At 69.4% G+C, this 24,179-nt stretch carries 26 protein-coding genes; 13 read left to right on the top strand and 13 right to left on the bottom strand.

Annotated elements, in window-relative coordinates:
- Positions 1–11 precede the first annotated feature (11 nt).
- Entirely contained in the window at positions 12–656 is a 645-nt protein-coding gene (locus ACZ4TG_RS25345; protein WP_468166603.1) for an NAD(P)-dependent oxidoreductase, read from the top strand.
- Positions 657–659: 3 nt separating this feature from the next.
- On the top strand, positions 660–1,925 hold the full coding sequence (locus ACZ4TG_RS25340; RefSeq protein WP_468166601.1) for a multidrug effflux MFS transporter: 1,266 nt from the start codon (positions 660–662) through the stop codon (positions 1,923–1,925).
- A gap of 465 nt (positions 1,926–2,390) precedes the next feature.
- Here the strand turns inward: ACZ4TG_RS25340 and ACZ4TG_RS25335 are convergent, their stop codons facing one another.
- The 4 genes from ACZ4TG_RS25335 to ACZ4TG_RS25320 form a co-directional block, all read right to left on the bottom strand.
- The gene (locus ACZ4TG_RS25335) at positions 2,391–2,636 is read right to left on the bottom strand and encodes a hypothetical protein (RefSeq protein WP_468166599.1); all 246 of its coding nucleotides are present in this window, start codon (positions 2,634–2,636) and stop codon (positions 2,391–2,393) included.
- A gap of 94 nt (positions 2,637–2,730) precedes the next feature.
- Positions 2,731–3,351 carry a LysE family transporter gene (locus tag ACZ4TG_RS25330; RefSeq protein ID WP_468166597.1) on the bottom strand — a complete coding sequence of 207 codons (621 nt, stop codon included), beginning with the start codon at positions 3,349–3,351 and terminating at the stop codon, positions 2,731–2,733.
- Between the two features lie 37 nt (positions 3,352–3,388).
- A complete protein-coding gene (locus ACZ4TG_RS25325; protein ID WP_468166595.1) occupies positions 3,389–4,201 on the bottom strand; it encodes an AraC family transcriptional regulator in 813 nt (270 codons plus the stop codon).
- A gap of 176 nt (positions 4,202–4,377) precedes the next feature.
- Entirely contained in the window at positions 4,378–4,887 is a 510-nt protein-coding gene (locus ACZ4TG_RS25320; protein ID WP_468166593.1) for a hypothetical protein, read from the bottom strand.
- 1,176 nt (positions 4,888–6,063) lie between these two features.
- Between ACZ4TG_RS25320 and ACZ4TG_RS25315 the strand changes: the two genes are divergently transcribed.
- Positions 6,064–6,351 (top strand): DUF4190 domain-containing protein, encoded by a 288-nt coding sequence (locus ACZ4TG_RS25315; RefSeq protein WP_468166591.1) that lies wholly within the window; start codon positions 6,064–6,066, stop codon positions 6,349–6,351.
- Between the two features lie 58 nt (positions 6,352–6,409).
- On the opposite strand, the gene ACZ4TG_RS25310 is transcribed toward ACZ4TG_RS25315, so the two are convergent.
- Positions 6,410–6,922, bottom strand: coding sequence for an SMI1/KNR4 family protein (locus ACZ4TG_RS25310; RefSeq protein WP_468166589.1), 513 nt, complete (start codon positions 6,920–6,922; stop codon positions 6,410–6,412).
- Positions 6,923–7,354: 432 nt separating this feature from the next.
- Here ACZ4TG_RS25310 and ACZ4TG_RS25305 point away from each other — a divergent pair, with 432 nt between their 5' ends.
- Positions 7,355–7,477: a hypothetical protein gene (locus tag ACZ4TG_RS25305; RefSeq protein ID WP_468166587.1), complete on the top strand. Its 123-nt coding sequence runs from the start codon at positions 7,355–7,357 to the stop codon at positions 7,475–7,477.
- A gap of 223 nt (positions 7,478–7,700) precedes the next feature.
- Positions 7,701–7,880 carry a hypothetical protein gene (locus ACZ4TG_RS25300; RefSeq protein WP_468166585.1) on the top strand — a complete coding sequence of 60 codons (180 nt, stop codon included), beginning with the start codon at positions 7,701–7,703 and terminating at the stop codon, positions 7,878–7,880.
- Positions 7,881–7,983: 103 nt separating this feature from the next.
- On the opposite strand, the gene ACZ4TG_RS25295 is transcribed toward ACZ4TG_RS25300, so the two are convergent.
- Positions 7,984–8,772 (bottom strand): amidohydrolase family protein, encoded by a 789-nt coding sequence (locus tag ACZ4TG_RS25295; RefSeq protein WP_468166583.1) that lies wholly within the window; start codon positions 8,770–8,772, stop codon positions 7,984–7,986.
- 99 nt (positions 8,773–8,871) lie between these two features.
- Between ACZ4TG_RS25295 and ACZ4TG_RS25290 the strand changes: the two genes are divergently transcribed.
- Both ACZ4TG_RS25290 and ACZ4TG_RS25285 read left to right on the top strand, forming a co-directional pair.
- A complete protein-coding gene (locus ACZ4TG_RS25290; RefSeq protein WP_468166581.1) occupies positions 8,872–9,228 on the top strand; it encodes a MerR family transcriptional regulator in 357 nt (118 codons plus the stop codon).
- Between the two features lie 263 nt (positions 9,229–9,491).
- Positions 9,492–10,325 carry a 2OG-Fe dioxygenase family protein gene (locus tag ACZ4TG_RS25285; protein ID WP_468166579.1) on the top strand — a complete coding sequence of 278 codons (834 nt, stop codon included), beginning with the start codon at positions 9,492–9,494 and terminating at the stop codon, positions 10,323–10,325.
- Between the two features lie 128 nt (positions 10,326–10,453).
- Here the strand turns inward: ACZ4TG_RS25285 and ACZ4TG_RS25280 are convergent, their stop codons facing one another.
- Complete coding sequence (locus ACZ4TG_RS25280; protein WP_468166577.1) at positions 10,454–11,413, bottom strand: MerR family transcriptional regulator; 960 nt, start codon at positions 11,411–11,413, stop codon at positions 10,454–10,456.
- A gap of 460 nt (positions 11,414–11,873) precedes the next feature.
- On the opposite strand from ACZ4TG_RS25280, the gene ACZ4TG_RS25275 reads away from it, so the two are divergent.
- A complete protein-coding gene (locus ACZ4TG_RS25275) occupies positions 11,874–12,209 on the top strand; it encodes a hypothetical protein (RefSeq protein WP_468166575.1) in 336 nt (111 codons plus the stop codon).
- Positions 12,210–12,332: 123 nt separating this feature from the next.
- On the opposite strand, the gene ACZ4TG_RS25270 is transcribed toward ACZ4TG_RS25275, so the two are convergent.
- From ACZ4TG_RS25270 to thrS, 3 genes are all read right to left on the bottom strand, one after another.
- Positions 12,333–13,841 carry a DUF4246 domain-containing protein gene (locus ACZ4TG_RS25270; RefSeq protein ID WP_468166573.1) on the bottom strand — a complete coding sequence of 503 codons (1,509 nt, stop codon included), beginning with the start codon at positions 13,839–13,841 and terminating at the stop codon, positions 12,333–12,335.
- A gap of 198 nt (positions 13,842–14,039) precedes the next feature.
- The gene (locus tag ACZ4TG_RS25265; RefSeq protein WP_468166571.1) at positions 14,040–15,476 is read right to left on the bottom strand and encodes a carotenoid oxygenase family protein; all 1,437 of its coding nucleotides are present in this window, start codon (positions 15,474–15,476) and stop codon (positions 14,040–14,042) included.
- Positions 15,477–15,755: 279 nt separating this feature from the next.
- Positions 15,756–16,985 (bottom strand): threonine--tRNA ligase, encoded by a 1,230-nt coding sequence (gene thrS / locus ACZ4TG_RS25260; protein WP_468166833.1) that lies wholly within the window; start codon positions 16,983–16,985, stop codon positions 15,756–15,758.
- Positions 16,986–17,376: 391 nt separating this feature from the next.
- Between thrS and ACZ4TG_RS25255 the strand changes: the two genes are divergently transcribed.
- Entirely contained in the window at positions 17,377–18,240 is an 864-nt protein-coding gene (locus tag ACZ4TG_RS25255) for an alpha/beta fold hydrolase (protein WP_468166569.1), read from the top strand.
- 408 nt (positions 18,241–18,648) lie between these two features.
- Here the strand turns inward: ACZ4TG_RS25255 and ACZ4TG_RS25250 are convergent, their stop codons facing one another.
- Entirely contained in the window at positions 18,649–19,293 is a 645-nt protein-coding gene (locus ACZ4TG_RS25250) for an NADPH-dependent F420 reductase (RefSeq protein ID WP_468166567.1), read from the bottom strand.
- A 47-nt stretch (positions 19,294–19,340) separates the two neighbouring features.
- Positions 19,341–20,165, bottom strand: coding sequence for an inositol monophosphatase family protein (locus tag ACZ4TG_RS25245; RefSeq protein WP_468166565.1), 825 nt, complete (start codon positions 20,163–20,165; stop codon positions 19,341–19,343).
- A 117-nt stretch (positions 20,166–20,282) separates the two neighbouring features.
- On the opposite strand from ACZ4TG_RS25245, the gene ACZ4TG_RS25240 reads away from it, so the two are divergent.
- Positions 20,283–21,227 (top strand): LysR family transcriptional regulator, encoded by a 945-nt coding sequence (locus tag ACZ4TG_RS25240; protein ID WP_468166563.1) that lies wholly within the window; start codon positions 20,283–20,285, stop codon positions 21,225–21,227.
- Between the two features lie 402 nt (positions 21,228–21,629).
- The gene (locus ACZ4TG_RS25235; protein WP_468166561.1) at positions 21,630–22,112 is read left to right on the top strand and encodes a fibronectin type III domain-containing protein; all 483 of its coding nucleotides are present in this window, start codon (positions 21,630–21,632) and stop codon (positions 22,110–22,112) included.
- Between the two features lie 62 nt (positions 22,113–22,174).
- Here the strand turns inward: ACZ4TG_RS25235 and ACZ4TG_RS25230 are convergent, their stop codons facing one another.
- Positions 22,175–22,618 carry a hypothetical protein gene (locus tag ACZ4TG_RS25230; RefSeq protein WP_468166831.1) on the bottom strand — a complete coding sequence of 148 codons (444 nt, stop codon included), beginning with the start codon at positions 22,616–22,618 and terminating at the stop codon, positions 22,175–22,177.
- A 333-nt stretch (positions 22,619–22,951) separates the two neighbouring features.
- On the opposite strand from ACZ4TG_RS25230, the gene ACZ4TG_RS25225 reads away from it, so the two are divergent.
- Complete coding sequence (locus tag ACZ4TG_RS25225) at positions 22,952–23,407, top strand: RpiB/LacA/LacB family sugar-phosphate isomerase (RefSeq protein ID WP_468166559.1); 456 nt, start codon at positions 22,952–22,954, stop codon at positions 23,405–23,407.
- Between the two features lie 108 nt (positions 23,408–23,515).
- Positions 23,516–24,043: a 2'-5' RNA ligase family protein gene (locus ACZ4TG_RS25220; protein WP_468166557.1), complete on the top strand. Its 528-nt coding sequence runs from the start codon at positions 23,516–23,518 to the stop codon at positions 24,041–24,043.
- Positions 24,044–24,179: the final 136 nt, after the last annotated feature.

The following is a 24,179-nucleotide window of genomic DNA, read 5'->3' as shown; positions in this document are numbered from 1 at the left end:
AGGAGCAACACATGAAGATCGTCCTGTTCGGTGCCAGCGGCAACATCGGCCGGCCCGCCACCGAGGAACTACTGCGTCGCGGCCACACCGTCACCGCGGTCACCCGAGCCGGCCACATCGACGGACTGGGGCACAAGGCCCTGACCGTGACCACCGGTGACGTCACCGACCCCGCGGCGGTCGCCGGCCTCGCCGCCTCCCACGACGCCGTACTGTCGGCCGTCGGCCCCCGGATCGGCCAGGAGAACGACCGCGCCACGATCGTCGGTGCCGCCCGTGCGCTGATCGACGGACTCCGCCGAGCCGGTGTCACCCGCCTGGTCACCATCGGCGGTGCCGGTAGCCTACGCACGCCGACCGGCGCCCGGGTCATGGACGACCCGGACTTCCCCGCGGTGTGGAAGGCCAACGCCGAGGCCCAGTCCGAAGCGCTCGACCTCTACCGCGGCGTGCACGACCTCGACTGGACGTACGTGTCGCCCGCCGCAGTCATCGGAGCGGGCGAGCGGACCGGGGCCTACCGCAGCGCCGGGGACACCCTGCTCACCGACGACGACGGCAACAGCCGCATCTCGTACGCCGACTACGCGATCGCCTTGGCCGACACGATCGAGAGCGGCACCGCGATCCGCCGCCGCATCACCGTGGCGTACTGAGCCATGAGCAACGACGCCGCCGGCCGGCAAACCCGATTCATCGTCCTGCTCGCAGCGCTCGTGGCCCTGGGACCACTGTCCATCGACGGCTACCTGCCCGGACTGCCGGACCTCGCCGGCGACCTGCGCGCCAGCGCCGCGGCCACCCAGCTCACCATCACCGCCTGCCTGGCCGGGCTGGCCATCGGGCAGCTGATCGCCGGGCCGCTGAGCGACACCTACGGCCGGCGGCGTCCGTTGCTGGCGGGCCTCGCCCTCTACACGATCGCCAGCGCGCTCTGCGCGGTGGCGCCAGACGTCCGGACCTTCGTCGGCCTACGCCTGGTCCAGGGCATCGGCGGGGCGTTCGGCATCGTCATCGCCAACGCCATGGTCCGCGACCGCACCTCCGGAACCCGCACCGCACGTCTCTTCTCCGCACTGACCTTGATCACCGGCCTGGCGCCGGTGTTCGCGCCGGTCCTCGGCGGCCAGCTCCTGCGCGTCACGGCCTGGCCGGGGATCTTCGTGGGCCTGGCCGTACTCGGCGCCGTGATGCTGGCGGCCTCCGCCGCAGGACTGCCGGAGACCCGGTCCTCCGCGTCACGCCAGCCGCTGCCGGCTGTCGTCGGGCAGCTGCTCAGCGACCGGGCCTTCACCGGGTACGTCCTGGCCAACGGCCTGGTCTTCGCGGCGATGTTCGCCTACATCTCCGGCTCGCCGTTCGTCCTGCAGGAAATCCACGGCCTGTCACCGCAGCAGTACAGCGCCGTGTTCGCCGTCAACGCCGCCGGACTCATTGCGGCCGCCCAGATCAGCGGCCGGCTGGTGGCCCGGGCCGGCGCCCGCCTGCTGCTGCTCGCCGGTCTGCTGGGCGCGACAGCCGGTGGCACCACGGTCCTGGGCGCGGTGCTGACACGGGCACCCCTGCCCGCGCTCCTGATCGGCCTGTTCGTCCTGGTCTCCAGCGTGGGCCTCGTCATGCCGAACGCCGCGGCCCAGGCCCTGGCCGACCACGGCGGACACGCCGGGTCGGCCGCCGCTCTGCTCGGCTTCAGCCAGTTCATGATCGGCGGGGCACTTGCTCCGCTGGCCGGCGCGGGTGGCGCCACCGACGCCTTGCCGATGGGAATCATCGTCGCCGTGCTGCCGGCGCTCGCTCTGCTCACACTCGGCGTCCTCACCCGGTCGATGCCCGATGAGCGCACTCGCAGGCCGGCTCGCCAAGGACCTGCCGGGCACCGGCGACCGCGCCGGCACATCGATCGCAGACGCGGCAAGGTCCACTAGCAGCTGAAGGGTCGGTGGCCCAACCGTCGCGAACCGCGCCTGCCTGGCACACCCTCCGCCAGGCCGAAGTTTGACGCGCGGTGGATAGAACACCACCCTCTTCAAGAACCTCGCAACACCCTTTGATGAGGAAATCCCGGGACGACTGTGCGTGGCGACGGTGGCCGGGTTGCCGGTGCGTTTGGGGTTGTGCGAAACGGCTGGAGGTAGGCGCGGACGGCTCCGTAGCCGCCGGTGTAGCCGTGTTCCTTGATCTCTTCCCAGAGGGTCCAGGCGTTCGTGCAGCCCTCGGCCCATCGCTCGTGTAGGTAAGGCCTGAAGTCGTCGAGCTTGGTCCTTCGGTTTTGCCACTGCCCCTGGAACAGGGTTTCCGGGGTCGGGGCGTCGGCTGTGGCCGGCGGCCAGCAACGCGTGGACGGTGGCGTGCTTGGCGCGGGTGCGGTCGGCGAAGCGGTGCCCGGTGGGTCATGGCGAATCGCTGTCGGCCGATTCTGGAGCCAGAGCCTTCTCTGGGGGCGGCTCGGTGGTGGTCGCGCGGTCTACCGGCCTGCGGGTCTCAACGTCGATCAGCACGGTCCCGTAAACACGCCCCTTGCGCATCGCGTACTCATCAACGCCGACCACCCGTGGGATCCGCGGTTTGAGGCTCTGGGAGAGCGTCAACCAGCCGCAGGAGTGCCGTGTCGCTGACGCGGCCAGGTCGATCGGCACTCGCCGACCGCATGGGCCGCGGCGTTGCGCGAGTCGATCGCGTCAGGGTGTCAGAGGCGTTCCAGCCGCTCAGGCAGGCACAATTCCGGGCACGTCACATGAGCCGGTACAGCTGGATGATGGCGAAGACCAGCAGCGCGATACCGCAGCATGCCTCCAGCACGCGTACGGCCACTGGCGGCAGCGCCCTGCGCAGCACCACGATGAGCCCCGCCGAGATCAGACACCAGAGCACTGAGGAGACCATGAACCCGGCGAAGAAGACGCCCAGCTCCGACGCTCCGCCCGGTCCCAGTACAGCGCCCACCCCGCCGGCCGCGCCCGACCAGTAGACAACGTTCCATGGGTTCGCCAACGACATGCCCGCCCCCACAGCCATGGCCTTGCGGTCCTGTCCTCCCTGCGGTTCCGTCATCGGGTCTGGTCCCTTTCGCGCGGATGCGTCGCGTAGGCCTACCACCCCCAGCCACGCCAGCAGCAAGCACCCGGCGACCGTGAGCGGCACACGCAAGGTCGGCACGGCGAACAGTGCCCCTGCCCCCGCCAGGCCGAGGGCCGCCCAGACGGCGTCGCCGACCAGCGATCCGACCTGGACCGCGAAGGCCGGGCCGAACCCGCCCCGGATCCCGCGCCGTAGCGACTCGCTGAACACCGCACCCGGTGCCGCGTTGAACACCAGCCCCAACCACAGAGCCACCATGAAGATCTCGATCATGGCGGCCACTGTGCCGGGGGTTCTCCGTGCGGTCTTGTCAGATGTTGATCTGGGGCAGCCGACGGAACCGACCGGGTGTGATGGCGTACGCCGCAGTGAAGTGGCGGTGGAAATGCGCCTGGTCGGCGAAGCCCAGCAGGTGAGCGACGTCGGCGACGGGCTCGCCCTTGCGCAGGCGGCGCCGCGCCTCGGCCAGCCGGGCCGACAGGTGCCAGGCGTAGGGCGGGGTACCGGTGGCACGGGTGAACGTCCGGATCAGGTGCTCCCGTGACATCCCGGCCTCAGCGGCCAGCTCGGCCAACCTGGGCGCCTCGGACAGGTCACGAAGGCGGTCAAGGACCGCTGCTATCCGGGTGTCGGCGGGCTCGGGAGCACGCGCGCGCCGTCCCGCGGCCAGGTCGATCAGCCGCGACAGCACAAGTTCCAGCTGCTCCTGGAGCAGAACTGCGGATTCGGCCGGCGCGGAGTGCCCGTCAGCCGTGAACTCGCGGAAGGCTTTGGCGGCAGCAAGGAGCTCGCCGCGAAGGTAGGGAGAGCGGACGACCGGACGTTCGAAGTCGACCAGGTCCTCGCCGGTCAGCGATTCCACCAGCGTCGGCGGGACGTACCAGCTCACGGCCGTGAAGGAGGTATCGGGCGGGGCCTGCGTGGTGCACGACTGGACCTGGCCGGGGTTGTAGACGGTGACCTCATCCAGGCACACGTCGAACGTGGTGCGATCCAGCCGGACCCGCTCCAGGCCACAGAGGTTGACGCTGATCACGTACTCATCGTGGCTGTGCCGCGGGAACCCTCCCGAGGCGGGCCGCACCACCGCCAGCTGACCTCCACTCCATTCCGTGTCTCTCATGCCCAAAAACTACTGCAGGGCATGGACATGGCCGGACGAGGGCGGTCCGCGGGTCCGTCCAGACGGAGTTCGCCGCCCACCGCACCGTCCGGTAGGCCACCCCTACAACTCGACCTCCAGCGTTCCGTGCCGCGCCGTGGTTCGGCGTCGGATACGGGCGTAGGTGATCAGGGTTGCTACTTCTTCGGCACAGCCATGACGAGGCCCGAGCTGACGGGGCGCTCGTCGTTGACCAGGATGAGCCGGTTTCCGGCCCAGGTGTCGAGCCGGTCGCATGCCCAGGCCGGGTCGTACGCTGCGGTGGGCAGCTGGGGTATCCGCTTGCGGCCGGTGTCGTCGGGCCGGTAGGGGGCGTCGAAGGCGGTGTTCCAGCCTTCCAGGTGCGCGGCAAAGCGCTCTTCCGCTTCCGCGGGGCTGATGCCCAGGTACTGGGCGATGTCCGCCCAGGAGCTGCCCCGTTCTCGTTCGTAGATGACGGCCGAGACCAGAGTGCGCTCCGCGAGCTCGATGAGCTGGGCGGCTTGGCTGACCCGGCCCCCGGGACCGGTGTCCGGGTCGTTGGCGGTGGCGACCAGGCCGGCGGCGCCATCGGCGACGTCCACGGCGTGATCGCAGAGGACCAGCCGTGCCAGAGCGTGGCGGGTGAATCGGGCACGGTCGGCGTCGTAAGGGGTCGTCTCAGTCACCTGCACACCGTCGCAGGCTGTGTCCGCATCGAGTAGCGATTTCCGCCGGGGCGGTGCCCTCGTGACGGATTGACTGCATGAGGTGTCTTTTCACCGCCTCCCGGGTCTGCCGGAGGTTGGAGGCTTGCTGCGAGCTCACTCGTTCGAGGTTTCCAGTGGGTGTGGTCCTGGATTCCACTCCGGCAACCAGTCAGTCGCGATCTGACCAGTCAAGGCTCGGTAGAACCAGTCGCTGAAGCCGAGTTCGGAGTCGCACACACGGGACGCGTGGGCAATTGAAGCGCCGGTGAGGCCTTACGGCATCGGGGGCGGCGGCCAGGTGGCGGGGCTGGGGGTGGCGAAGAGGTACGGCGACGGACCCAGCAGCCTGGGCGCCAGCCACCGCAGGGCGTACGTCACCGCCAGGCACAGAGCCGCCGCCAGCAGCAGGCAGCAGGCAGCAGAGCGCCGCTGCGCAGCTCTGCCAGCCGCTCTCCACCCGCAGCGACCAGCCGTTCACACTCACCCCGGCCTCGGCGCCGGCCCAACCGCCGGGAAGGAGCAGGCCCGCGACGAACAGCAGGATGCTCAGCTGCGCCCCCGCCCACCCCAGCACCACGTGCGACAGCAGCCAGAGCGGGGTCCGCAGGCGGTCGGCGCCCGATGCCGTGGACGGAGACGCCCCGTCAGGCGATCAGCACCCGCCGCGTGGTACGAGCCAGCCCGATCACCCCGATCAGTACGGACCAGACCAGCACGGTCAGAGCGAACTGCACTCCCCCGGGAGCGGATGGCTTACGCGACCGCCGGTAGTGCCGCGAAAGGCAGCAACGGAAGGCTCGCCAACGCGCCGCAATAGGCGAATAGCGCACCCGAATACGTGGAGCCGCGCAGCAGCGGCCGGATTCCTCTGAACATGGCCAGGTAGGTATGACCGGACGGCCCACCGGCGCCCTCCCCCGATCGGGGGAGCGAACTCTCCCGCCTTCCCGCGATGTGTCCGCGGGCCCCCCGGAACCAGAATCGGGGTCTCACCAGTTGACGGGACGGAAGGACGGGCTGATGGACGCTCAGGGGATCGAGACGCCGCTGAATCACACGGTGTCCGCTCAGGACCATGCCGTACGGAGTCGGACGGCACCGAACGCAATGGCGCCGGGCCTGACAGCACCGAAGAACAGCCTGGCCACGGCCGCCATGACACTGGGCATCATCGGCCTGTGCACCTCGGTCGTCTTCGTCGGCGGCCCGCTCGCCGTGTTGGGCCTGATCCTGGGCGTCGCCGCGCTGATGGCGGCCAAGCGGACCGGCGTGGGCCGGGGCAAGGCCGTCACCGCCGTGGTGACGTCCTCCCTCGCGATCGCGGTGTCCGGGCTGCTCGCCGTGTTCATGGTCTGGTACGCGAACACGACGCAGGAGTGCTACCAGCCCGACAGCTTCCACCAGTACACGCAGTGCGTCCGCGGGCACCTGAACGGAAGCTGAACGGCCTTCCCGTTCCCTCACCGGTGTGGCAATGACCGTCATCCAGTTGGGAACCGTCTCACGACCAGACAAGTCGCCCTTCGGCAACGGAACAGACCGGATAGTCCCCCGCGCCGATCCTCGTCAGCATCTCCGCCACGGAGTCGAAGTAGTGAGCCAGTGACGCGTACTCGCCGGTGACCGTGGGCGCACCCACGAACCATCTGCCGATACGTCCGTCCCTCGCGTCGATGAACTTTCCCATCCAGCCGTCCCGGTCCGACAGGAACGGGATCCACTCCTCGCGCCATTCGCTCCCACCGGACAAGGGGTGATTCGCGTAGAGCCTCTCCATCGCCCGGATGCCCAGAAAGAAGCTTCCCTCGTCGGGGAACCCGTCGAAGCCGCAGCACATCACGTCGTCGTCGACGTCTTCCTCCGGCAGATCCAGATTGTTCTGCAACAGCCACGTCCGCAGGTCCCCATGAAGGGAGATCCCCATCCGTTCCTCGGCTGCCGCGAGCATCTGCTCCGTAGCGGGCCCCGGCAGATCCGCGTGATCGGCCGGCGCGTGCTCTCGAAGAAGGCTCATCACACGCGACCAACTCTCAGCCACACTCATCGCCCTATGCCCTCTGTCCTCTCTACAGGGATGCCTCCGTCCGACTACGCCACTGCGGAGGTTGGGAAGTACCGGCCGGAGAACCTTGCAGGGATGGTACTTCGAGCATGCGTTCCATCCCTCCCCACAATCACCTTCCGCCCCGAAGCGCAGGACCGGCCCCTCAGCGAAGTGACCGCCCGCGACTTTTCACAGACAATCCACCGTGCCCGGCGGGCCCAGCCGAGGAGCTTCCAGGCTCAAGCGAGGGCCGCGGCGTCACCCTGGAGTGGCGAAGCTGAAAACGCTCACTCTCAGCAGGACACCTGAAGACCGGGCGACCCCGATAGAACGGTTCTTACCGGCACCCAACTCGGGCAGCGGGTTCAGCGGGCCGAGCGGGTCGCGGCTGCGCGTGCGCACGTGCGTGGGGTGATCGGCGTCGACGTCAGCGACGAGGCGTTCGCCGCGCTGGATGTGCTCGGCAACCTGCGGCGGATAGCGGTGGACAAGCTCCTCGCGATGCCGGGCAGGAACGTCGCGTGATCATTCTCGACACCAGTTCCGTGATCGCCCTGGCCTCGGGGTACAAGGCCCTCAACGCGCTCGCGGTCAACGTCACCGCGAGCGGCGACCGGCTCCTCGTGCCGGCGCTGTGCCTGGCGCAGGCCGAGGCCGAGGCCGAGGTCGGCCACCCAGGATCTCCCGTGCCGTCCTCGGATACCCGTGCACCGATGTCGAGCCGCTCGGGCAGATCGACGCACCGGCCGTGGGCACCATGTTCCGCGACGGCTACGGCGGCACGGACACCTGCCACGCCCTCTACACCGCGCTGCGCCGTACGGGGACCGGCGGCATGCCGATCCTCCTGACCGACGACAAGAACCGCTACCCGCCCGGCATCCTGGCCATCGGCACCGACACCCCCGGCATGCTCGGCTTCCGCTGACCACTGACCACTGACCCGGACCCCGGCTACCGAGGCAAGGACCGCGTCGGCCCCGGCCGCCGGCGGGCTGTCGAGGTCGCACCCTGGGGACGTCGAGCGTGCCTCAGGCGAGCCCGGCCAGTTCCGCGATCGTCCCCCCGAGCACCCGGTCACGTACCTCTCCCGGGCTGGTGACCCGCTCCACCATCGCCCGGGCGAGGACTGGGTCGCCGTACGGAGCGTCCGAGCCGAACAGAGTCCGGTCCGGGATCTCCTTGATGGCCAGCCGGACGGCGAAGACGATGTTGGCCGTGGACAGCTCCAGGTACATGTTCGGGGTGTCCCGGACCAGGTCGACAGCCTGCATCCAGTTCAGCCCGCCGAGCTGGCTGACCACGAGAGGAACCGTCGGATACCGGCCGGCAAGCACTGACAGAGTCCGCAGATCGTCTGCCGTGGTCGGGGCGGATCCGTGCACGACCACGGGCAGCCGACCGTGATCGGCCGCGGCCTGGAGTACCGGTTCGATCGTCCCTGCCCGTCCGGGCGGCGGCGTCAGCTCGCCGATCCCGTGCAGCCCACGCCCGACGACCTCGCGTTCGACGGTCGCGGCAATCTGTTCCGGCTCCATGTCCAGCGGTACGGACAGAAAGCCGATGAACCGCTCCGGCCGTGCGGCGAGTGCGGCGTCCAATTCCCGCCACGCGTCGCGATACGCCTCGGCCGTGCCGGCCCGGCCCCCGATGGCCGCGTCCAGGATCGCCATCTCCCGGCGCAGAGAGGCGAGGTCTCCGGCCCGCTCCGGGTGTGGGCGGGTGGCGAACAGCACGGCACGGTCCACCCCGGCCTCGTCCAGCAGCCCCACATGTGCCTCGACGGGGTCGTGGACGTGGCTGTGTGCATCGATGATCAAAGGTTCATTCCCTCCTTGACGATCGGCCCGGAATGCGGCCGACCAGTGCACTGTTGCTCCCTGACACCATGGGAAGGTCAAGCCGGAAGGAGCTGGTCGGTGCTGATCGGCGAGCTGTCGCGTCGTGTCGGAGTCAGCGAACGCCTGCTGCGCTACTACGAGCGGATGGAGCTGATCCGCTCAGAGCGCCGCACCAACGGCTATCGCGAGTACGACGACCACGCGGTGGAGACGGTGCGACGTATCCGCGCCCTGCTGGCCGCGGGCCTGCCCACCCGCATCATCCGCCAGGTCCTGCCCTGCACCTCTGGCGAGGCAACGCTGCACCCCTGTCCCGGCGTTCTCACCAGCCTCCGCGACCAGCTGAACGTCCTCGACCAGCGTGCCGCCGACCTGGAGACCGCGCGAAACCTTCTGCGCCAGACGATCGCCGCCACCGACAACTCAGCGGGCTGAGGAGTCGTTTTCTCCCGGTGTTTTATCCCGGAATCAGGTGCGAGCAGCGGGCAATATCAAATGAAACAAGCCCGCAGATCCCGCCGCCGGGCCTTCATCTGCGACAGCCGAGCCGACTTCGGCGTCAATTCGGCTACCAGGCCGCAATGGCTGTGGCCTCCGTGGCAGGGCCGCGTTGAGCCCGTGCCTGACGGAAGAGGCGTGCGTAAGGTCGGCACGAGGCGCGGACGCCGTGGTCCGGCGGTGACCTGTTGGAGGAAAGCGTGGAAGAGACTGATCCCCAGCGGCGGTCGCACTCTGATGCGGGTGGTCTGGGTGACGGGCTGGAGGGTCTGCGCGAGCGCGGGTTCGCCCGCTACGGCGCCGAGCAGCTCGGTATCAGCCCGGACGACGGCTCCGCTGCGCGGGACTTGGCCAGGATCCGGGAGGTCTTCGCGGCGCTGCCGCCCGACCCGTACGCTCCTGGAACGAATCGGTTCCGCCGGTACTCCCATGCCGTGTACCTGCCGTGGAAGGACGAACTGTCCTGGATTCCCGGAACCCCCGACCCCGTACACGGAACGGTCACCGACTTCTCCCAGGGCGAGGACGACCCTGCGTACCCGCGGACACGGCGCGTGCTCCCCGACATCCCCGAGGTGCTGCGCGGCAACGCTCTGCTGCTGCGACTCCTGCGCTGGGACATCGAACAGGTCCTGTCCCTGAAGGATCTGGGGCGACGGCCGCTGTGGGCCGGTGTCCACCTGATCAGGCTCGGCGTCGACCATCCCGGCCAGGAAGCCGTTTCCTCCCCGAACTGCCTGCACCAGGACGGAGGATCGGCCAGCACGTTCACATTCGCCCACCTGATCAGCCGTACCAACGTCACCGGCGGGCAGAACGTCATCGCCACACCGGGCAGCGCGGGCCTCCAGCCCGAGGACCCGTGGACGGACATCCACGCCGGCTTCACCCTCACCGACCCACTGGATGGCTACGCCGTCCACGATCACAGAGTCAGCCACTACGTCGGCCCGCTCCGAGCGGGCTCCGAGCCCGGGCCGGGCGAACGGTCCATCCTCATCGTCGGCCTCGCCCCGTACGTCCCCCAGCTGTGACATGGACACCGGCACCGCCGAACTGATGATCCGGGCGCTCCGGGAGCCCACAGCGCCCTCAACGAGTTTCTTGACCCATGCCAGCCCCTGCTCGTCTGCGTAAAGGCCGAACTTCAGGTCGCGCGTCCTCATCGCATCAGACCTTTGTGATGGTCGTCAGCGCTCTTGGCGAAGACGGCGGTGAACCAGGAGTAAACGGGAGCGAGCGTTGGGGATGCGGGCCAGCCATTGATCGTTGCCAGGAGCTGCCAGTAGCGCTCGGCGTGTGGGTCGGCCGTTGTCTGCAGGCGGGCGAGGAGCCAGCGGCACAGATCGCTTCCGTCGGCACGCTCGAATGCGTCGGCGTAGAGGCCGCCCAGCGAGTCGGTAAGGGATGCACCATTGGCGGAGGCCGGCAGGAGGCCGGCGGATACGGCCTCGGCGATTCGTTCACGCATCGCTTGGTTGAGAGCATCGTGCAGAGTGCTGACGTCCTGCTGGGAAGGCTCTTCCGCCTGGTCCTCAGCTGTGCGGCGTAGCGCGACACGGAAGTCTGCGTTCTGGCAGAGTCCGGCGAGTTCCACCCACGCCTCGACCTGTTCGGGCGTGGGGTCGTCGGGGAGCTCGGGCATGGCGGATCGCATCAGGGTCACGAACTCGGGGTTGGTGCGGAGGTCTTTGAAGGCGTCGTCGATGAAGGCGGATACCAGTCGGCGTCGTTCGGTCTGGGAGAGCGTGGCGAGTCGGTGCATGAGGTCCATCTCCATGGTGGTGGGGCTGCGTCTGGCGACTGCGCGGAGTACTGCCCGGCGCAGGCGGAGAGTCTGGATCTGCACGTCCAGGGCCTTGGCGTGTGCTTCCGTGACTTCCGGTATGGATGCTTCCCGGTCCAGCACCTTGCGCACGGTAGCCAGATCGAGCCCGAGGTCGCGCAGCGTCCGGGCCAGGTCTAGGCGTGCGAGTGCGTCGAGGCCGTAGAGGCGGTAGCCCGCCGGGCTCCGGTCGGTTGGCGGGACGATGCCCTTGTCGGAATAGAACCGGATGGTCTTCACCGTCAGGCCGGTCCGGCGGGATAGTTCTCCGATGGAATAGAGCGTGCCGCTGTCCATGCCCCCAGCTTGATGTCTCCCCCCACGGGAGACTCAACCGGGGCCAAGACTTCCTGTGGGGAACACGGGCTCTGTGCAGGTGCCGGGGAACACCGACCAGGGGCAGACCAGCATCGTCGCGAAGCGTTCCGCGAAGGGCACCCCGCCGACACCGCTTTCGCAAGAGGATGTCTCACGGCAGCTGCGCTGTCGGCGATCAGCAAGCTGGAGGTGGGGCCGGCTGCCGAGGCGGCCCGCTGGCCCCGCCTCCGCCGCCGGGACTGCCGCGAATCCATCCGGACCGGGTCCGGGCCGAAGGCGTTGCGTGTCCACGTCGGGGACTGCGCGATGAGCGGCGGCAAGCCCCTCGGCCGTGACGAGGCCCCCGGGTGCCCGCCGAGGGCGTCGAGCCCTGCCCCCACTTCAGCCCGAGAACACCTCGAAGCCGCAGGTCAAGGCACAGCTCTGCGAAACTGACACCATGGCACATGATGACGCGGTCGCGAAGATGGCGGATCTCTTCGATCCGGAGCCGAAGACGTGGGGCCTGCGGGGCGACCCCTACGTCTGGCGAGCCCTTCGCGATCACCTGTCTGGTACGGACGTCCCGGAATCGGTCGACGAAGTGGTCCGCCTTCTGCGGGCGGCGTTCAGTGAGCTCGTGGGTATTGACCTCGTCGGCGACCTGGTGTCGTCCGCGTACCGGGAGCAGTACGCCCACGGCGGCATGTCCAGCGGAATGGTCTCTCTCGCCACGTGGCGGGAGCGATTGATGCCTCTGCTCGCGGAGCGTGCGAGGACGCTGTTGGAGCCCTGATCAGGCCTTCACCAGCCGAACGACACCCAGCGACGCGGTACCCAAGCTCGCCGTGCCCACCATCGGTGAAAGCCCGTGACGCACGCCCAGCGCGCATCACACGGCGCCCATCACACCCGCGGTTCAGTGCTCGCAGAGGGAGAACTCGCGTTCGTAGAGCTGCTCGTTGTGTTCGTCGACGAAGAACTTCCTTTCCTTCATGAGTTCTTCGCGGTACGTGTTGGCCTGCTCGAGCGTCATGGTCGATGTGTCGGACCAGGGTTGCTGCGGCGGTACGTCGGAGGTCGAGACGATCCGCTCCGCCGGGTCGACCAGGAAGAACGCGAGGATCTTGCGGTGTCCCGGGCGGGTGGGGTCCGCGAGGCGGAACGCGTCCACGCGGTGCTGCAGGACGTTCGGGAACGCCAGGCAGCGGCCCGCCGGGGTCGGTACCGAGCCCAGCACCTGGTTCAGCGCGTCTTCGTCCTGAAGGCCATAGACCTCGCGCAGCCCGGCGTCGTCGTTCTGTTCATAGTGCGGGTCGTCGAGTGCGGCCCGGAATCCCAGCCGGCTCTCGGTGATGTTCTCGCTGTCCCAGTAGTAGATGCCGGTCGAGACGATCCGCTCGTTCAGCATGCCCTCGACGTGCCAGGAACCTCCGGCGTACTCGGGCTTGTCCGGGGTGAGGTGGACGGTGGCGAGCTTGACGATGACCTGGAGCCGGCGGCCCCGCAGGTCGACCCGGGCGGAGGCGTCGGGCAGTGCAGGCGGGCTGAAGGCCGGAGCGTCCGGGACGACCGGGCGGCGGTTCTCCCACCAGGCCTCATAGGCCTCTTCCCAGGCAGCGCGGGCAGCCGTGTAGGCCGCCTTGTCGCTGTAGGACGACTGGCGCGGATACTCCGGCTCCGAGTCGTACCAGCCGTAGGGATCGGCCTCGATCCGCAGGGGCCGCGGGTGCCGCAGATCGGTGAGCACGTTCTCGAACAACGGGCGCAGCCGCGCGAACACATCCGGCAGGACGGAGGCCAGTGCGCGATGCGCCTCGGGGTGGACGTTGTTGACGTACGAGCGGAAGGCGACGGCGCCGTCGTCACTGACGTCGACGTCCGTGGGCAGCCACTGGAACCTCTCCGAGAACTCGTACTTCGAGTAGTGGTTCGTCGGGTTCTGCCAGGCCCGCTCGGGCCCTCCGCTCACCTCCCTCACCAGGCAGAACAGTGAGGGGTGCACAAGATCCAGCACGTGGCCGTCGGATCCGGGATGCCAGTCCCGCTCCGCTTCGGGAACCTCTTCCAGGACCCGGACCGCCTCACGCAACCGGGACCCGAGCTGCTCGTCGACGAGGGTGTCCGACTGCCAGACCCCGTCGACGGCGGACACCTCGATGCCGGTGTGCGCGTCCCGCAACGCGGCGTAGTGCCCCAACTCGGCCAGAACGTAGCGCACCTGGGCTTCGGTCAGGCCCTGCGCCACCGCTTCCTGCGTCCACCTGGCGACGATGTCGGCGTCGTTCATCTTGTCGAACCACGCGGGCTTGGCGCGCAGGTGCGAGCTGCACTGCATCATCTGCAACTCCCGCAGCGTCCGGGGCGTCGCGAACGCCGGGGAACGGGAGGTCTGGAAGGGCAGCGGGAAGGCGGACAGGCCGGTCACTTCTGGTGGTCCTCACGGTCGGTGTGCGGTGCCCGGAAGACTAGCCCGCCCCACTGACACCACAGCCGCGGCCCCCGGGACCGCACGGGTCAGGCGGTCTCGTATTCGGCGGGCTGCGGTAGCCGGGGGACGAGGAGCTCCACGTCGGTATGCGACCGACCGCGTAGCTCCCGTTCCGGCCGGTCGGGGCCGCGTCGCTCAGCCGCCGCCCGTCGGCAGCCAGCAGCCGTGCAGGCCGAGCGGGACCCGGACCGGGATTCGGGCGCGGGCCACGGGGCCGGAGGCGGGGTCCTGGGCCGGGACGACCAGGAACCACGCGGACCCGTCGGTGCGGTCGGTGGCGAACGTCAGCCAGTAGCCGTGCTCCTCGGAGTCCCGCCCCGGCACCGGTGCGAAGACCGGCTCCCCGACGGACAGGTCCCCGGCGTCCCAGACGCGGGCGGTGCCGGTCTCGGTGTCGTGGAAGCGCACGGCGTCGTACTCGCCGGGCAGCAGGTCCGTCCGGCCGGTCTCGGTGGCCAGCGCGGCGTAGCGGTGGCGTCGGCCGATGCGTCGGTCGTCGATGCGGGGGAACTCCACCCGGGCGTCGTCCAGCGGGGTCCGGGCCATGGTGGCCGCCACCGGGTCGATGCGCGCCCGTACGAGTCCGCCGCTCGCGGGGGCCGCGCCGGGCTCCGGTTCTCCGCCGACGGTCAGCCGGCTCCACTGCACGTAGTCCAGGACCACCGGGGCATCCGGGCCGGGTCCGTCGTCGTACGCGTTCACCGTGTGCCAGAGCCAGAACGCCTCGTCGGCGGCCCAGCGCGGCGGTGCGCCGTCGCGCGGGACGAGGACGACGCGGGTCCCGCGCTCGGGCCGCCAGGCGAGGAACGAGCCGCCGGCCATGGCCCCGGCGAGGTCGAAGAAGGCGGGGGCGAGGACGATGACCGCGTAGCGCTCGGTCAGGGCCATGTCGTGGATCATCATCGGCTCGTCCACGCCGTCGACCGGCGTGGGCCCCCGCGTGACGGCACCGTCGCGGCCGATGACCGACCAGGTCAGGTACGGCGCCTCCAGGCCGTAGCAGAAGACGACCATCTCGCCGGTGACGGGATCGATCTTGGGGTGGGCGGTGATGCCCATCGGCAGGGCGCCATCGAAGTCCTCGCGGCCGAGCGTCTCCAAACCGGCGCCGATCCGGTAGGGGCACGCGGATTCGGCGAGGGCCAGCAGCCGGCCGCCGTGCCGTACGACGTTGATATCGGGCATGTCCCGGAAAGTGCCCGCGAGTTCGGGCCCGACCTGGTCGGCGCCCGGCATGATCATCGACTCCAGGCCGCCCCACAGGGCGCGGCCGGCCCGCTCCTCGGCCCGCAGCGCGGGGGTGCGTACGAAGCGGTTGCGGTAGCGGGCGCGGCCCTGCGAGAGCCAGACCCCGTGCAGCATGCCGTCCCCGTCGATGGGGTACAGGTAGGAGCCGATCGGGGTGAAACGGGGATTGGGACCGTTGCGCAGGTACAGTCCGTCCAGCGTCGGCGGGATCTCGCCGGTCACCTCAAGGACGGCGACGTCGACCTCCTCGCTCACCGGCGCGAACGAGCCCAGCAGGTGGGGAACCCGGGTGGGGTCGAAGCGCGGCGGCGTGTGCGTGTTCACGGGACCTCCCGGGGCGTGCTGGCTTCGGTCTTACCGGCACTTCCCAGTGAAGCGCGGTGGCCGGGCCGGTGCCAGCCGTCGGGTACCCGCGGGCCCGGCGGAGCGGCACGCGAGCGGCGGGGGCGCGTGTCTGGGCAGGCGGGAGTGCAGGCGGGTTCCGTCCCGGGAGGGGGCCGGGACAGGTTGGTTGCTTGATGGACCTGGCTTCCACACGGCAGAGGGAGGGGGTGCGGGCCTCCTCCCTCTGCCTTCGGGATACGTCGAGGTTGACCTCACCTGCTATGAACTGGTCGCGCCGGCCCACAGTTCGGTGCTGTGGGCATCGTTGAGGGTGCTGATGTGGGTCAGGACGTCGCTGACCGGCTGCGGGCCGAGTCGTCGACCGTCACGCAGACGCAGTGCGACGAGATTGTCGGCGGCTTCCTTGGCGCCGATGACGGCTTGGTAGGGAACCAGGCGGGCCTCTCGAATGCGTGCGCCCAGACTGCCGCGTTCCGGACCGGCGATTTCAGCACGCAGTCCGAGGTCGGTGCACCGCTGGGCAAGCGCTGCGGCGTTCGGCAGTTCGTTATCGGAGATCGGGAGGATCGCCAGTTGAGTGGGGGCGAGCCAGGCGGGGAAGGCACCGCCATGTTGTTCGATGAGATGAGCGACGGCTCGCTCCACACTGCCGATGATGCTGCGGTGGACCATGACCGGGCGGTGTTTGGCGCCGTCCGGGCCGATGTAGTGCAGATCGAACTGTTCGGGCTGGTGGAAGTCGACCTGGACGGTGGACAGGGTGGACTCCCGTCCGGCGCCGTCGGTGACCTGGACGTCGATCTTGGGGCCGTAGAACGCGGCCTCCCCCTCGGCCGCCTCGTAGGACAGGCCAGAGCGGTCGAGGACGTCGGTCAGCAGGGCAGTGGACCGTTGCCACTTCTCGGGCGCGGCGACGTACTTGCCACCGGGGCCGGGGAGGGAGAGCCGGTAGCGGGTCGCGGTGATGCCGAGTGCCTCGTAAGCCCGGCGGATCATCTCCAGCGCGGCCTGCGCCTCCTGGGCGACCTGGTCCAGAGTGCAGAAGATGTGCGCGTCGTTGAGGTGGATGGCCCGAACCCTGGTCAGCCCGCCGAGCACGCCGGAGAGTTCGGAGCGGTACATACCGCCGAGTTCGGCCATGCGCAGGGGCAGTTCGCGGTAGCTGTGGGAGCGGGAGCGGTAGATGACCGCATGGTGAGGACACAGGCTCGGCCGCAGGACGACTTGCTCGCCGCCGACGTCCATCGGGGGAAACATGTCGTCGCTGTAGTGCGCCCAGTGCCCGGAGATCTCGTACAGCTCGCGCTTGCCGAGCACCGGAGAGTACACGTGCTGGTAGCCCGCTCGCCGCTCGGCGGTGCGGATGTACTCCTCCAGGGTGTGCCTCACGGCCGCGCCGTCAGGCAGCCAGTAGGGCAGTCCGGCGCCGATCAGCGGGTCGGTGTCGAACAGGTTCAGTCCCCGGCCGAGTTTGCGGTGGTCGTGCACGGTGGTCATCACGGTCTCCTTGCGGTTGCGGGGCAAGTGACCGGGCCTACGACGAAGCCCCGGGGCACTTGCCCCGGGGCTTCGGATCAGGTCGTCTGTCAGCGCGCCGGGACACTCTCCGGCGTCGTCGTCATGGCAGCGCGCTTCATGTCAATCACCGTAGCAGGGGCCCCGGTCACCTGACGGTCATTTTTCGGCTGTGGTGCGAGGAGTTCAGGAGGGACGTTGTCCTCTCGCCTCAGTCGAGCAGCCGACCCTCCCGCGCTCGGACGAGCACCACCAGACCGTACGGGCCATCACCCGCGCATACGGCGGTACGGCGGTACGGCGGTGTTGCGCTGTGAATGAAAAGCTTTGGCCGTCGATCAGTGCCGAGGCTAACTTGGCCGCCATGCGCGAGTTGATCACCGACGATCGTCGGACGTTGGCGGTGGAGGAATGGGGCGACCCCACCGGGATGCCGGTCGTCTACCTACACGGCAGCCCGATGAGCCGACTGGCCCGATACCCGGACGATTCCCTGTTCCACGAGCTCGGCGTGCGGCTGATCACCTATGACCGGCCCGGATTCGGGGGTTCCACACCGATGCCGGGGCGTCGGGTCATCGATGCCGCCGCCGACGTGGCCGCCATCACCGCCGCACTCGGTCTGCACCGCTTCGCGGTGTTCGGGGTGTCCGGGGGCGGCCCGCATGCCATGGCCTTCGCTGCCCGGTATCCCGAGCGGGTGACCCGCCTGGGGGCGCTGGCGAGCCTGGCGCCGCGTGATGCGGCCGGGCTGGACTGGACCGCCGGCATGAGCGAGGGAAACCGCCGCAGCGCTGCCCTGGCGTTGACCGGGAGGCAAGCCGTCACGGAACACCTGGCGAATCTCGGCACGGCCAATTTGCCGCCCCTGCCGGAGATCGAACAGGCAGTCCTCTCCCGACCGGAGATCAGCGCGATGATCGGCCCGGCGTTCGCCGAAGCGGTCCGGCCGGGGCTGGACGGCTGGGTGGACGACGTCACTGCGCTCTTCGGCACGGAATGGGGATTCGACCCGGCAGACATCAAGGTCCCGGCGCGGATCTGGCACGGTGGCCTCGACACCCTGGTGCCCCCTGCGCATGGCGAGTGGCTCGCCGCACGCATGCCGACCGCGACGCTGATCAGACAGGCCGATGCCGGGCACGGCGGGCACTTCGACGCCACTCCCGCGATGCTCGCGTGGCTGGTCAGTGACATCAACGACGAGGCCCACGGCGCCGGAAGCTGACCTCAAGGTCACGAGTGGGGCGGTCGCGCTGACCAGCGTGACCGCCCCGCTGCTGTCCCGGCCGGCGCGTGCGACGGAGACCGCTTGCACGACCTGCACTTCCATCGCCCGGCGACAGCCTTCGGCTGACCTTGCAGACCGCCGCAGCGCTGCGTGTCGCGGCTGCTGGTCGCAGGTCTGGGGTGGGACGACCGGTTCGGGCAGTTCCTGGAAGGCGGTTTCCAGCGCGTCGATCTGCCATCGCCGACCGGATCACCTTCCACTGCACCCGCATCCAGACCGGCACCAAGTCCTACCGCTTCCGCATCACCGAAGCCGAACGACGCGGCTGACGGGGAAGTCTCGGGGATCATCCCATCCACCGCTGACAACTGGTTTTCGTCTGAACCCGACCTGGTCTTGGTGAGGTCAGCGGGCGAGGGAGACGGCGAAGGGCTTGAAGCCGTGTCGACGCAGGATGTGGGGCACGACCAGGATCATGGCCTCGGTGGCGCGGGCTGTGCTGATGTCGCCGAGGTTCTCGATCCGTGCGGGCTGCCAGCCCAGGTCGCCTAGCAGGCCGCTGACGGTCTTCTTCGCGTTCTCGTCGTCGCCCGAGACATAGACGGTCGGTGGGGTGGCCAGGATTTCGGGAGCGGTCATGACCATGAACAGCATGGTGTTGAGGGTCTTGACCACATGGGTGTCGGGGAGCGCGGCCTGGAGCTTCTCGGCGAGGCTACTGCCGGGATAGCACAGGTCGCCGGGCAGGCCGTCATCGGCGTCGCGGGTGGCGTTGGAAACATCGACGAGGATCTTTCCGGAGAGCTCGGTACGCAGGTCGGTGAGGCGGTCCAGGGAGCTGTCGCCGGGCGTCGCGTTGATCACGATGTCCGCGGTGCGGGCTGTGGTGCGCTGGTCGGCGAAGGCGATCCTCGGGGCGGCCCCGGCGGCGCGGGCGGCGCTGTCTCCTGGGTTCCGGCAGCCGAGGGTGACTTGGTGTCCGGCCACGGAGAGTTTGCCGGCGAGGTTGGCCCCGACGCGGCCGGTGCCCAGAATGCCGATGTGGGTCATGTGGTGAAGCTCCTTGCGGTACGGGGGGAACAGCGGAGGTGCCCAGGTCAGGCGATCGGCGAGAGGACCTTGAGGGCGGCGCCGTGGATGCCGGGGGCGGCGGCCAGGAAGTCGCGGCTGCCCGTGTTCCAGGGTTCGCCCGCCAGGTCGGTGACGACGCCCCCGGCCTCGGAGACCAGCAGTGCACCGGCGACCAGGCCGGAGCGGACGTCGGAGAACTGCCAGAACGCGTCCATGCGTCCGGCGGCGACGTGGATGAGCTGCATCGTGGCGGGAACGGACACGCGCACGACCAGGCCGTTGACGAGCATGGCGGTGACGGAGTCACCGATCCGGCGGAAGGTGCGCTCGTCCTCGCCGGGTTTGGCCTGGCCGGTGCCGATGAGCGCGGCGCCCATGTCGGTCTTGGCGGACACCTTCAGGGGTCGGTCGTTGAGGCGGGCACCGCCGCCGGCGACGGCGGTGTAGGTGTCGCCGGTAAGCGGCAGGTGGACGACGGTGAGTACCGGATGGTTGTCGCGGACCAGGGTGGCGGTCACGGCCCAGTCCGGCATGCCGTGGACGTGGTTGATGTTGCCCTCGGCGGGGTCGACGACCCACCACTCCCCGGGCGGGAGCGCGCCGCCGGCCAGCTCGTCCTCGGCCCATTGAGATCCCCGCCGCGCCCGCAGCAGCGGTTCCCGCAGCACGTCCAGCACCGCGTCGTCGTTGGCGTGGATCTCGGCGACGACCTCGTCCAGACTCACGCCTCGGGCATGCGAGCTGTCGTAGCGGTCGTAGCGGTCGCGCAGCGTGAGGCCGGCGGTCTTCACCGCGGCGGTCACATCGGATATGAGCATCGTGTCGGCGTCGAAAGGCATGGCTGTGCTCATGGCGGGCTTCCCTGGGGTCGGTGGACACGGGGCGGGCTTGTCCGCGTCCGCACTTCGAAGTTAGGGTCTCGGCTGATTAACAACAAGTGCATGCTTTTCACTCGTAGAGTTACTCTCATGCAACTGGATCTGAACCTGCTTACAGCGCTGGACGCTCTGCTGGAAGAGGGCAGTGTCGCCGGTGCGGCAGCCCGCCTGCACGTGACCGCGCCGGCGATGAGCCGCTCCCTGGGCCGCATCCGCAAGGCCACCGGTGACCAGATCCTGGTTCGCACCGGCCGCACCATGGTGCCCACCACCCGCGCGCTGGCCATGCGCGCCCAGGTCCACGCCCTCGTACAGCAGGCCCACCGACTTCTGTCCGCGCAGCAGGAACTCGACCTGGCGGCTCTGGAAAGGGTGTTCACCGTCCGCTGGCACGACGCCCTGGCCGCCGCTTGCGGCACCACCCTGATCACCGCGGTCCATCGACAGGCCCCCGGCGTCCAGCTGCGCCTTCCCGCCGAACCCGGCACGGACACCCCCGAGCTGCGCCGGGGTGAGGTCGACCTCGAATCGAGCGCCAGCGCTCCGACGCTCCCCGACATCCGCCACCGCCTCGTCGGCAGGGACCGGTTGGTCGTCGCCGTTCGTCCAAGCCACCCGCTCGTCGAAGGCCCGCTGACCCTCGAGCGTTACGCGGCGGCCGAACACCTCACCGTCTCGCGGCGCGGACGCCTGCGCGACCAGATCGATGACGTCCTGACCACACGCGGCACCGAACGCCGTGTCGTCGCCGCCGGGCCCACCGCCGCCTTCGCCCTGCAACTCGCCCTCGGCACCGACCTGGTTGTCACCCTCCCGGACGCGGTCACCCGCGCGGCCCGGGACCAGCTCGGCCTGGTCACGCTGCCGCTGCCGCTCCAGCTGCCCGACGTTCCCCTCTACCTGCTGTGGCACCAGCGCTACGACGACGACCGCGCCCACACTTGGCTGCGAGAAATGGCCGCCGAGACTGTCCAGACACTGTTCGCACCACCGACCGCCTCCCAAGCGTCCTTCACCAACGGAACCGGGCAGTGACGGGTACGCCCGGGAAAAGGCCCCCGGTGGCCGGGATGGTGGGGTGGCGGGACGATGAAGGCATCTCCCACGAGCCGGATGCGGCGATTGCGAGGTGTGGCGATGAGGTTGCGACGTGCTGCGGCCTTGACGGCGATCGCGCCGGTGACCGTGTTGTGCGTGTGGACGGCTCCCCCCGCCGCTGCTGCCAGCACGCACACGATCACCATGGCCGGGACCCTGACCGTTTCGGATGCGCCCAGTCTGGGGTCGGGCAGAACCACGAGAAGTACGCCGTTCAACAGGTTGGTCAGATTGAGTCACGACAGACCGGACCAGACGTTGACGGCATCGGCGTGCGTAGGTGGCGAGACCCGGGGTGAGGTCAGTGTTCAAGTCCACCTGAGGTCCGATGAGATGGTCGTGGTCAACCCTTCGCTGAGGATCTTCGAGGGTTCGGACTGCCTCTCCAACGACCTGGACGGGTCGACCCGGTTGATTGAGCAGGGGTTCAAACCGGGCGAGAGCCTGAACGGCTTTCAGATGTCCGTCAAGAACGGTGAGGTCGGCTCCGACGACTACGCCCGCGTGAACTTCGACCTGGAGCACGAGGGCGGCAAGGGGATCGGCATCGGCAGGCCGGCCGAGCCGACGAACGTAGTCGCCACGAGAGACCCCGCCGACCCCACCCGCGTGAATCTGGAGTGGTCGGACCCCGCGACCGACGAGACGCACTTCGAGATCTTCAACAGCACCCTCCGACAGGCCAAGGGCGTCACGAAGGACACCACGTCGTTCGTCTGGACCGGCCTGCCGCTGGGCAAGCAGTGCTTCCAGGTGCGGGCGGTCAACGCCGTCGGTGCGTCGGACTTCACTCCGTCGAACCCGAGGTCCGAGTGCGTCTGAGCCCCCTGCCGGCCGTGGAGGCTCATGCCCAGCCCCCCAGAGGGTCGTCGAACGCTTCGCAGTCAAGGCGCGCGGCGTAGCCCCTTGCCGGACTGGGCGGGCGCGGCAACCCTCTTGAGCACCAGGGACGGCGGCTCGTCCGGCTCACTGAACTCCAACGTCCCTCGCCAGCGCGTGTAGAGCTGGATGCCGGCGATCTTGCCGAGTCCACCGTCTTTGACCGTCAGGTAGACGAAGTCATCGGACTCGTCGCGGTCGATGAACTCCCATCGGCCGTGGAAGTCGGCGGGATCGGAGGCCCCGTCTGTCGACACATCAGTAGCAGAAAACGACCCGTCGGACCCGAGCAGGATCTCGCCGCCCGTCTTGTCGTTGCGGTACACGCCGGGCAGCTCGTCGGGATCGACCGAGACCGCACACCCTGAAATGAGCACCGCAGAAGCCGCCAGTGCGGCAACGAGCCACCGTCCGCCCCTCCCCCTGATCATCACAGCTCCAGCACTCATGTTCACAGACCTCTCCCCAGAGGTTGGATGTCCGGCCCTGCGGCCACACCCCTATTTGAACATGCTCAAAACTCGTGCTTCCCTCGGGTCCCCACAGCCGTGCCGCGCTCGCCGCACTCGGCCAGGCCTGGGCCCGGTAGCCGGAGCAGTCGGTGGTGGGCCGTTGATGCCGCACAGGCTCCTGACTACTGGCTCCCCCGCCGGTGGACCCCCGGCCGGGCGATGGGGCGCCGGTGCGCCTGGCGAAGCGGGTACCGCTGCGAAGGCCGAGGCGCTCATTGCGCGACGCGACTTGCGGCGGCCGTCCGTTCCACGGCCGGTTAGTCTCGGGGCATGCGGATCTGCGTTTCCTCGGACATGGACGAACCCGTGGCACGCGCCCTCCTCGGGCAACTGCGCGACCGCGGACACCACGTGGTGGCGTACGGGGCGCTGAACCCCGGCGACGATCCGCAGTGGGCCGCCTGCTCGCAGGCGGCGGCCCGCGAGGTCGCCGCCGGGAACGCCGACCAGGCCGTCGTGTGCTGCTGGACGGGTACGGGCGCGTCGATCGCCGCGAACAAGGTGCCCGGCGTACGCGCGGCCCTGTGCACCGACGCCTACACCGCGGACGGTGCGCGCCGCTGGAACGACGCCAACGTACTCGCCCTCAGCCTGCGCCTGACCTCGGAACCGCTCCTCGTAGAGATCCTCGACGCCTGGTTCGCCGCCGAGGCGAGCACCGAGCCCGAGGACCGGGAGAACGTGGCACGCCTCGTACGGCTCGACGACACCAGAACCACGCCCTGACCGAAGGCAGTCACGCCGGCCGGTGGGCGGTGGGCGGTGGGCGGTGGGCGCCGGGCGGTGGGCGGTGGGCGGTCACGCGGTAGCGGACTGGCCTGCGATGATGACGGCGTGCCAGAGCCAGGGACCACTGCCGTCGTCATCGTCCTGCCCGATGCCGCCCCGCTCCTCGACGCGGCGTGGCGTATCGACCCCGCTCTGGTGCGTCGTGGGGTGCCGGCGCACGTCTCGCTCCTCTACCCGTTCGTGCCGGAACCGGCGCTGACAGGTCAGGACGAGGAGCTCGTGTGTTCCCTGGCGGCGAGTTCACCGGCAGCTGAGCTGCTCTTGGAGGAGGTCGTGACGGCGCCCGGCTTCGTCGCCGTCACCGTTCCGGGGCTCCAACCGATCGTCGACGCGTTCCACGCCCAGTGGCCCGGGCTGCGCCCGTACAGCGGCCGGTTCGGGGCGCGGCCCGCCGCGCATGTCACGGTCGCGATGGGTGCGGACGACCCGACAGCTGCCGCCCATGTCCGCGCCGCGATCGACAGCCTGCTGCCGTTGCGCGCCCGTGCGGCGGCGGTCCAGCTGGTGGTGCTGACGGAGGAAGGCTGGCAGCCCCGGCTAACCGTGCCGCTCGGTGTCCCGGACGGGCCGTGAACAGCGCCAAGTAGGGGGCGATCATGTTCTTGCCGCGGCCGCGTCGTGCCTGGGGTGCCTTTCCACGAGCCGAAGTGCCCGGGCAGATCCAGCCCGGCCACTGCCTGCGCCTACCCGCCAAGCTCGTGGAATCGCC

The sequence above is a fragment of the Streptomyces sp. NPDC028314 genome, from assembly GCF_055565795.1.
The sequence above is the reverse complement of the archived record's forward strand: the minus strand, read 5'-3'. Positions and strand labels throughout refer to the sequence as shown.

Coding starts and splice junctions, on each gene's coding strand:
- ACZ4TG_RS25230 (WP_468166831.1), bottom strand. CDS start 22,618: ATGAGTGCTGGAGCTGTGATGATCAGGGGGAGGGGCGGACGGTGGCTC.
- ACZ4TG_RS25280 (WP_468166577.1), bottom strand. CDS start 11,413: ATGGACAGCGGCACGCTCTATTCCATCGGAGAACTATCCCGCCGGACC.
- ACZ4TG_RS25315 (WP_468166591.1), top strand. CDS start 6,064: ATGACACTGGGCATCATCGGCCTGTGCACCTCGGTCGTCTTCGTCGGC.
- ACZ4TG_RS25250 (WP_468166567.1), bottom strand. CDS start 19,293: ATGACCCACATCGGCATTCTGGGCACCGGCCGCGTCGGGGCCAACCTC.
- ACZ4TG_RS25330 (WP_468166597.1), bottom strand. CDS start 3,351: ATGATCGAGATCTTCATGGTGGCTCTGTGGTTGGGGCTGGTGTTCAAC.
- ACZ4TG_RS25340 (WP_468166601.1), top strand. CDS start 660: ATGAGCAACGACGCCGCCGGCCGGCAAACCCGATTCATCGTCCTGCTC.
- ACZ4TG_RS25245 (WP_468166565.1), bottom strand. CDS start 20,165: ATGAGCACAGCCATGCCTTTCGACGCCGACACGATGCTCATATCCGAT.
- ACZ4TG_RS25255 (WP_468166569.1), top strand. CDS start 17,377: ATGCGCGAGTTGATCACCGACGATCGTCGGACGTTGGCGGTGGAGGAA.
- ACZ4TG_RS25310 (WP_468166589.1), bottom strand. CDS start 6,922: ATGAGCCTTCTTCGAGAGCACGCGCCGGCCGATCACGCGGATCTGCCG.
- ACZ4TG_RS25240 (WP_468166563.1), top strand. CDS start 20,283: ATGCAACTGGATCTGAACCTGCTTACAGCGCTGGACGCTCTGCTGGAA.
- ACZ4TG_RS25225 (WP_468166559.1), top strand. CDS start 22,952: ATGCGGATCTGCGTTTCCTCGGACATGGACGAACCCGTGGCACGCGCC.
- ACZ4TG_RS25325 (WP_468166595.1), bottom strand. CDS start 4,201: ATGAGAGACACGGAATGGAGTGGAGGTCAGCTGGCGGTGGTGCGGCCC.
- ACZ4TG_RS25345 (WP_468166603.1), top strand. CDS start 12: ATGAAGATCGTCCTGTTCGGTGCCAGCGGCAACATCGGCCGGCCCGCC.
- ACZ4TG_RS25275 (WP_468166575.1), top strand. CDS start 11,874: ATGGCACATGATGACGCGGTCGCGAAGATGGCGGATCTCTTCGATCCG.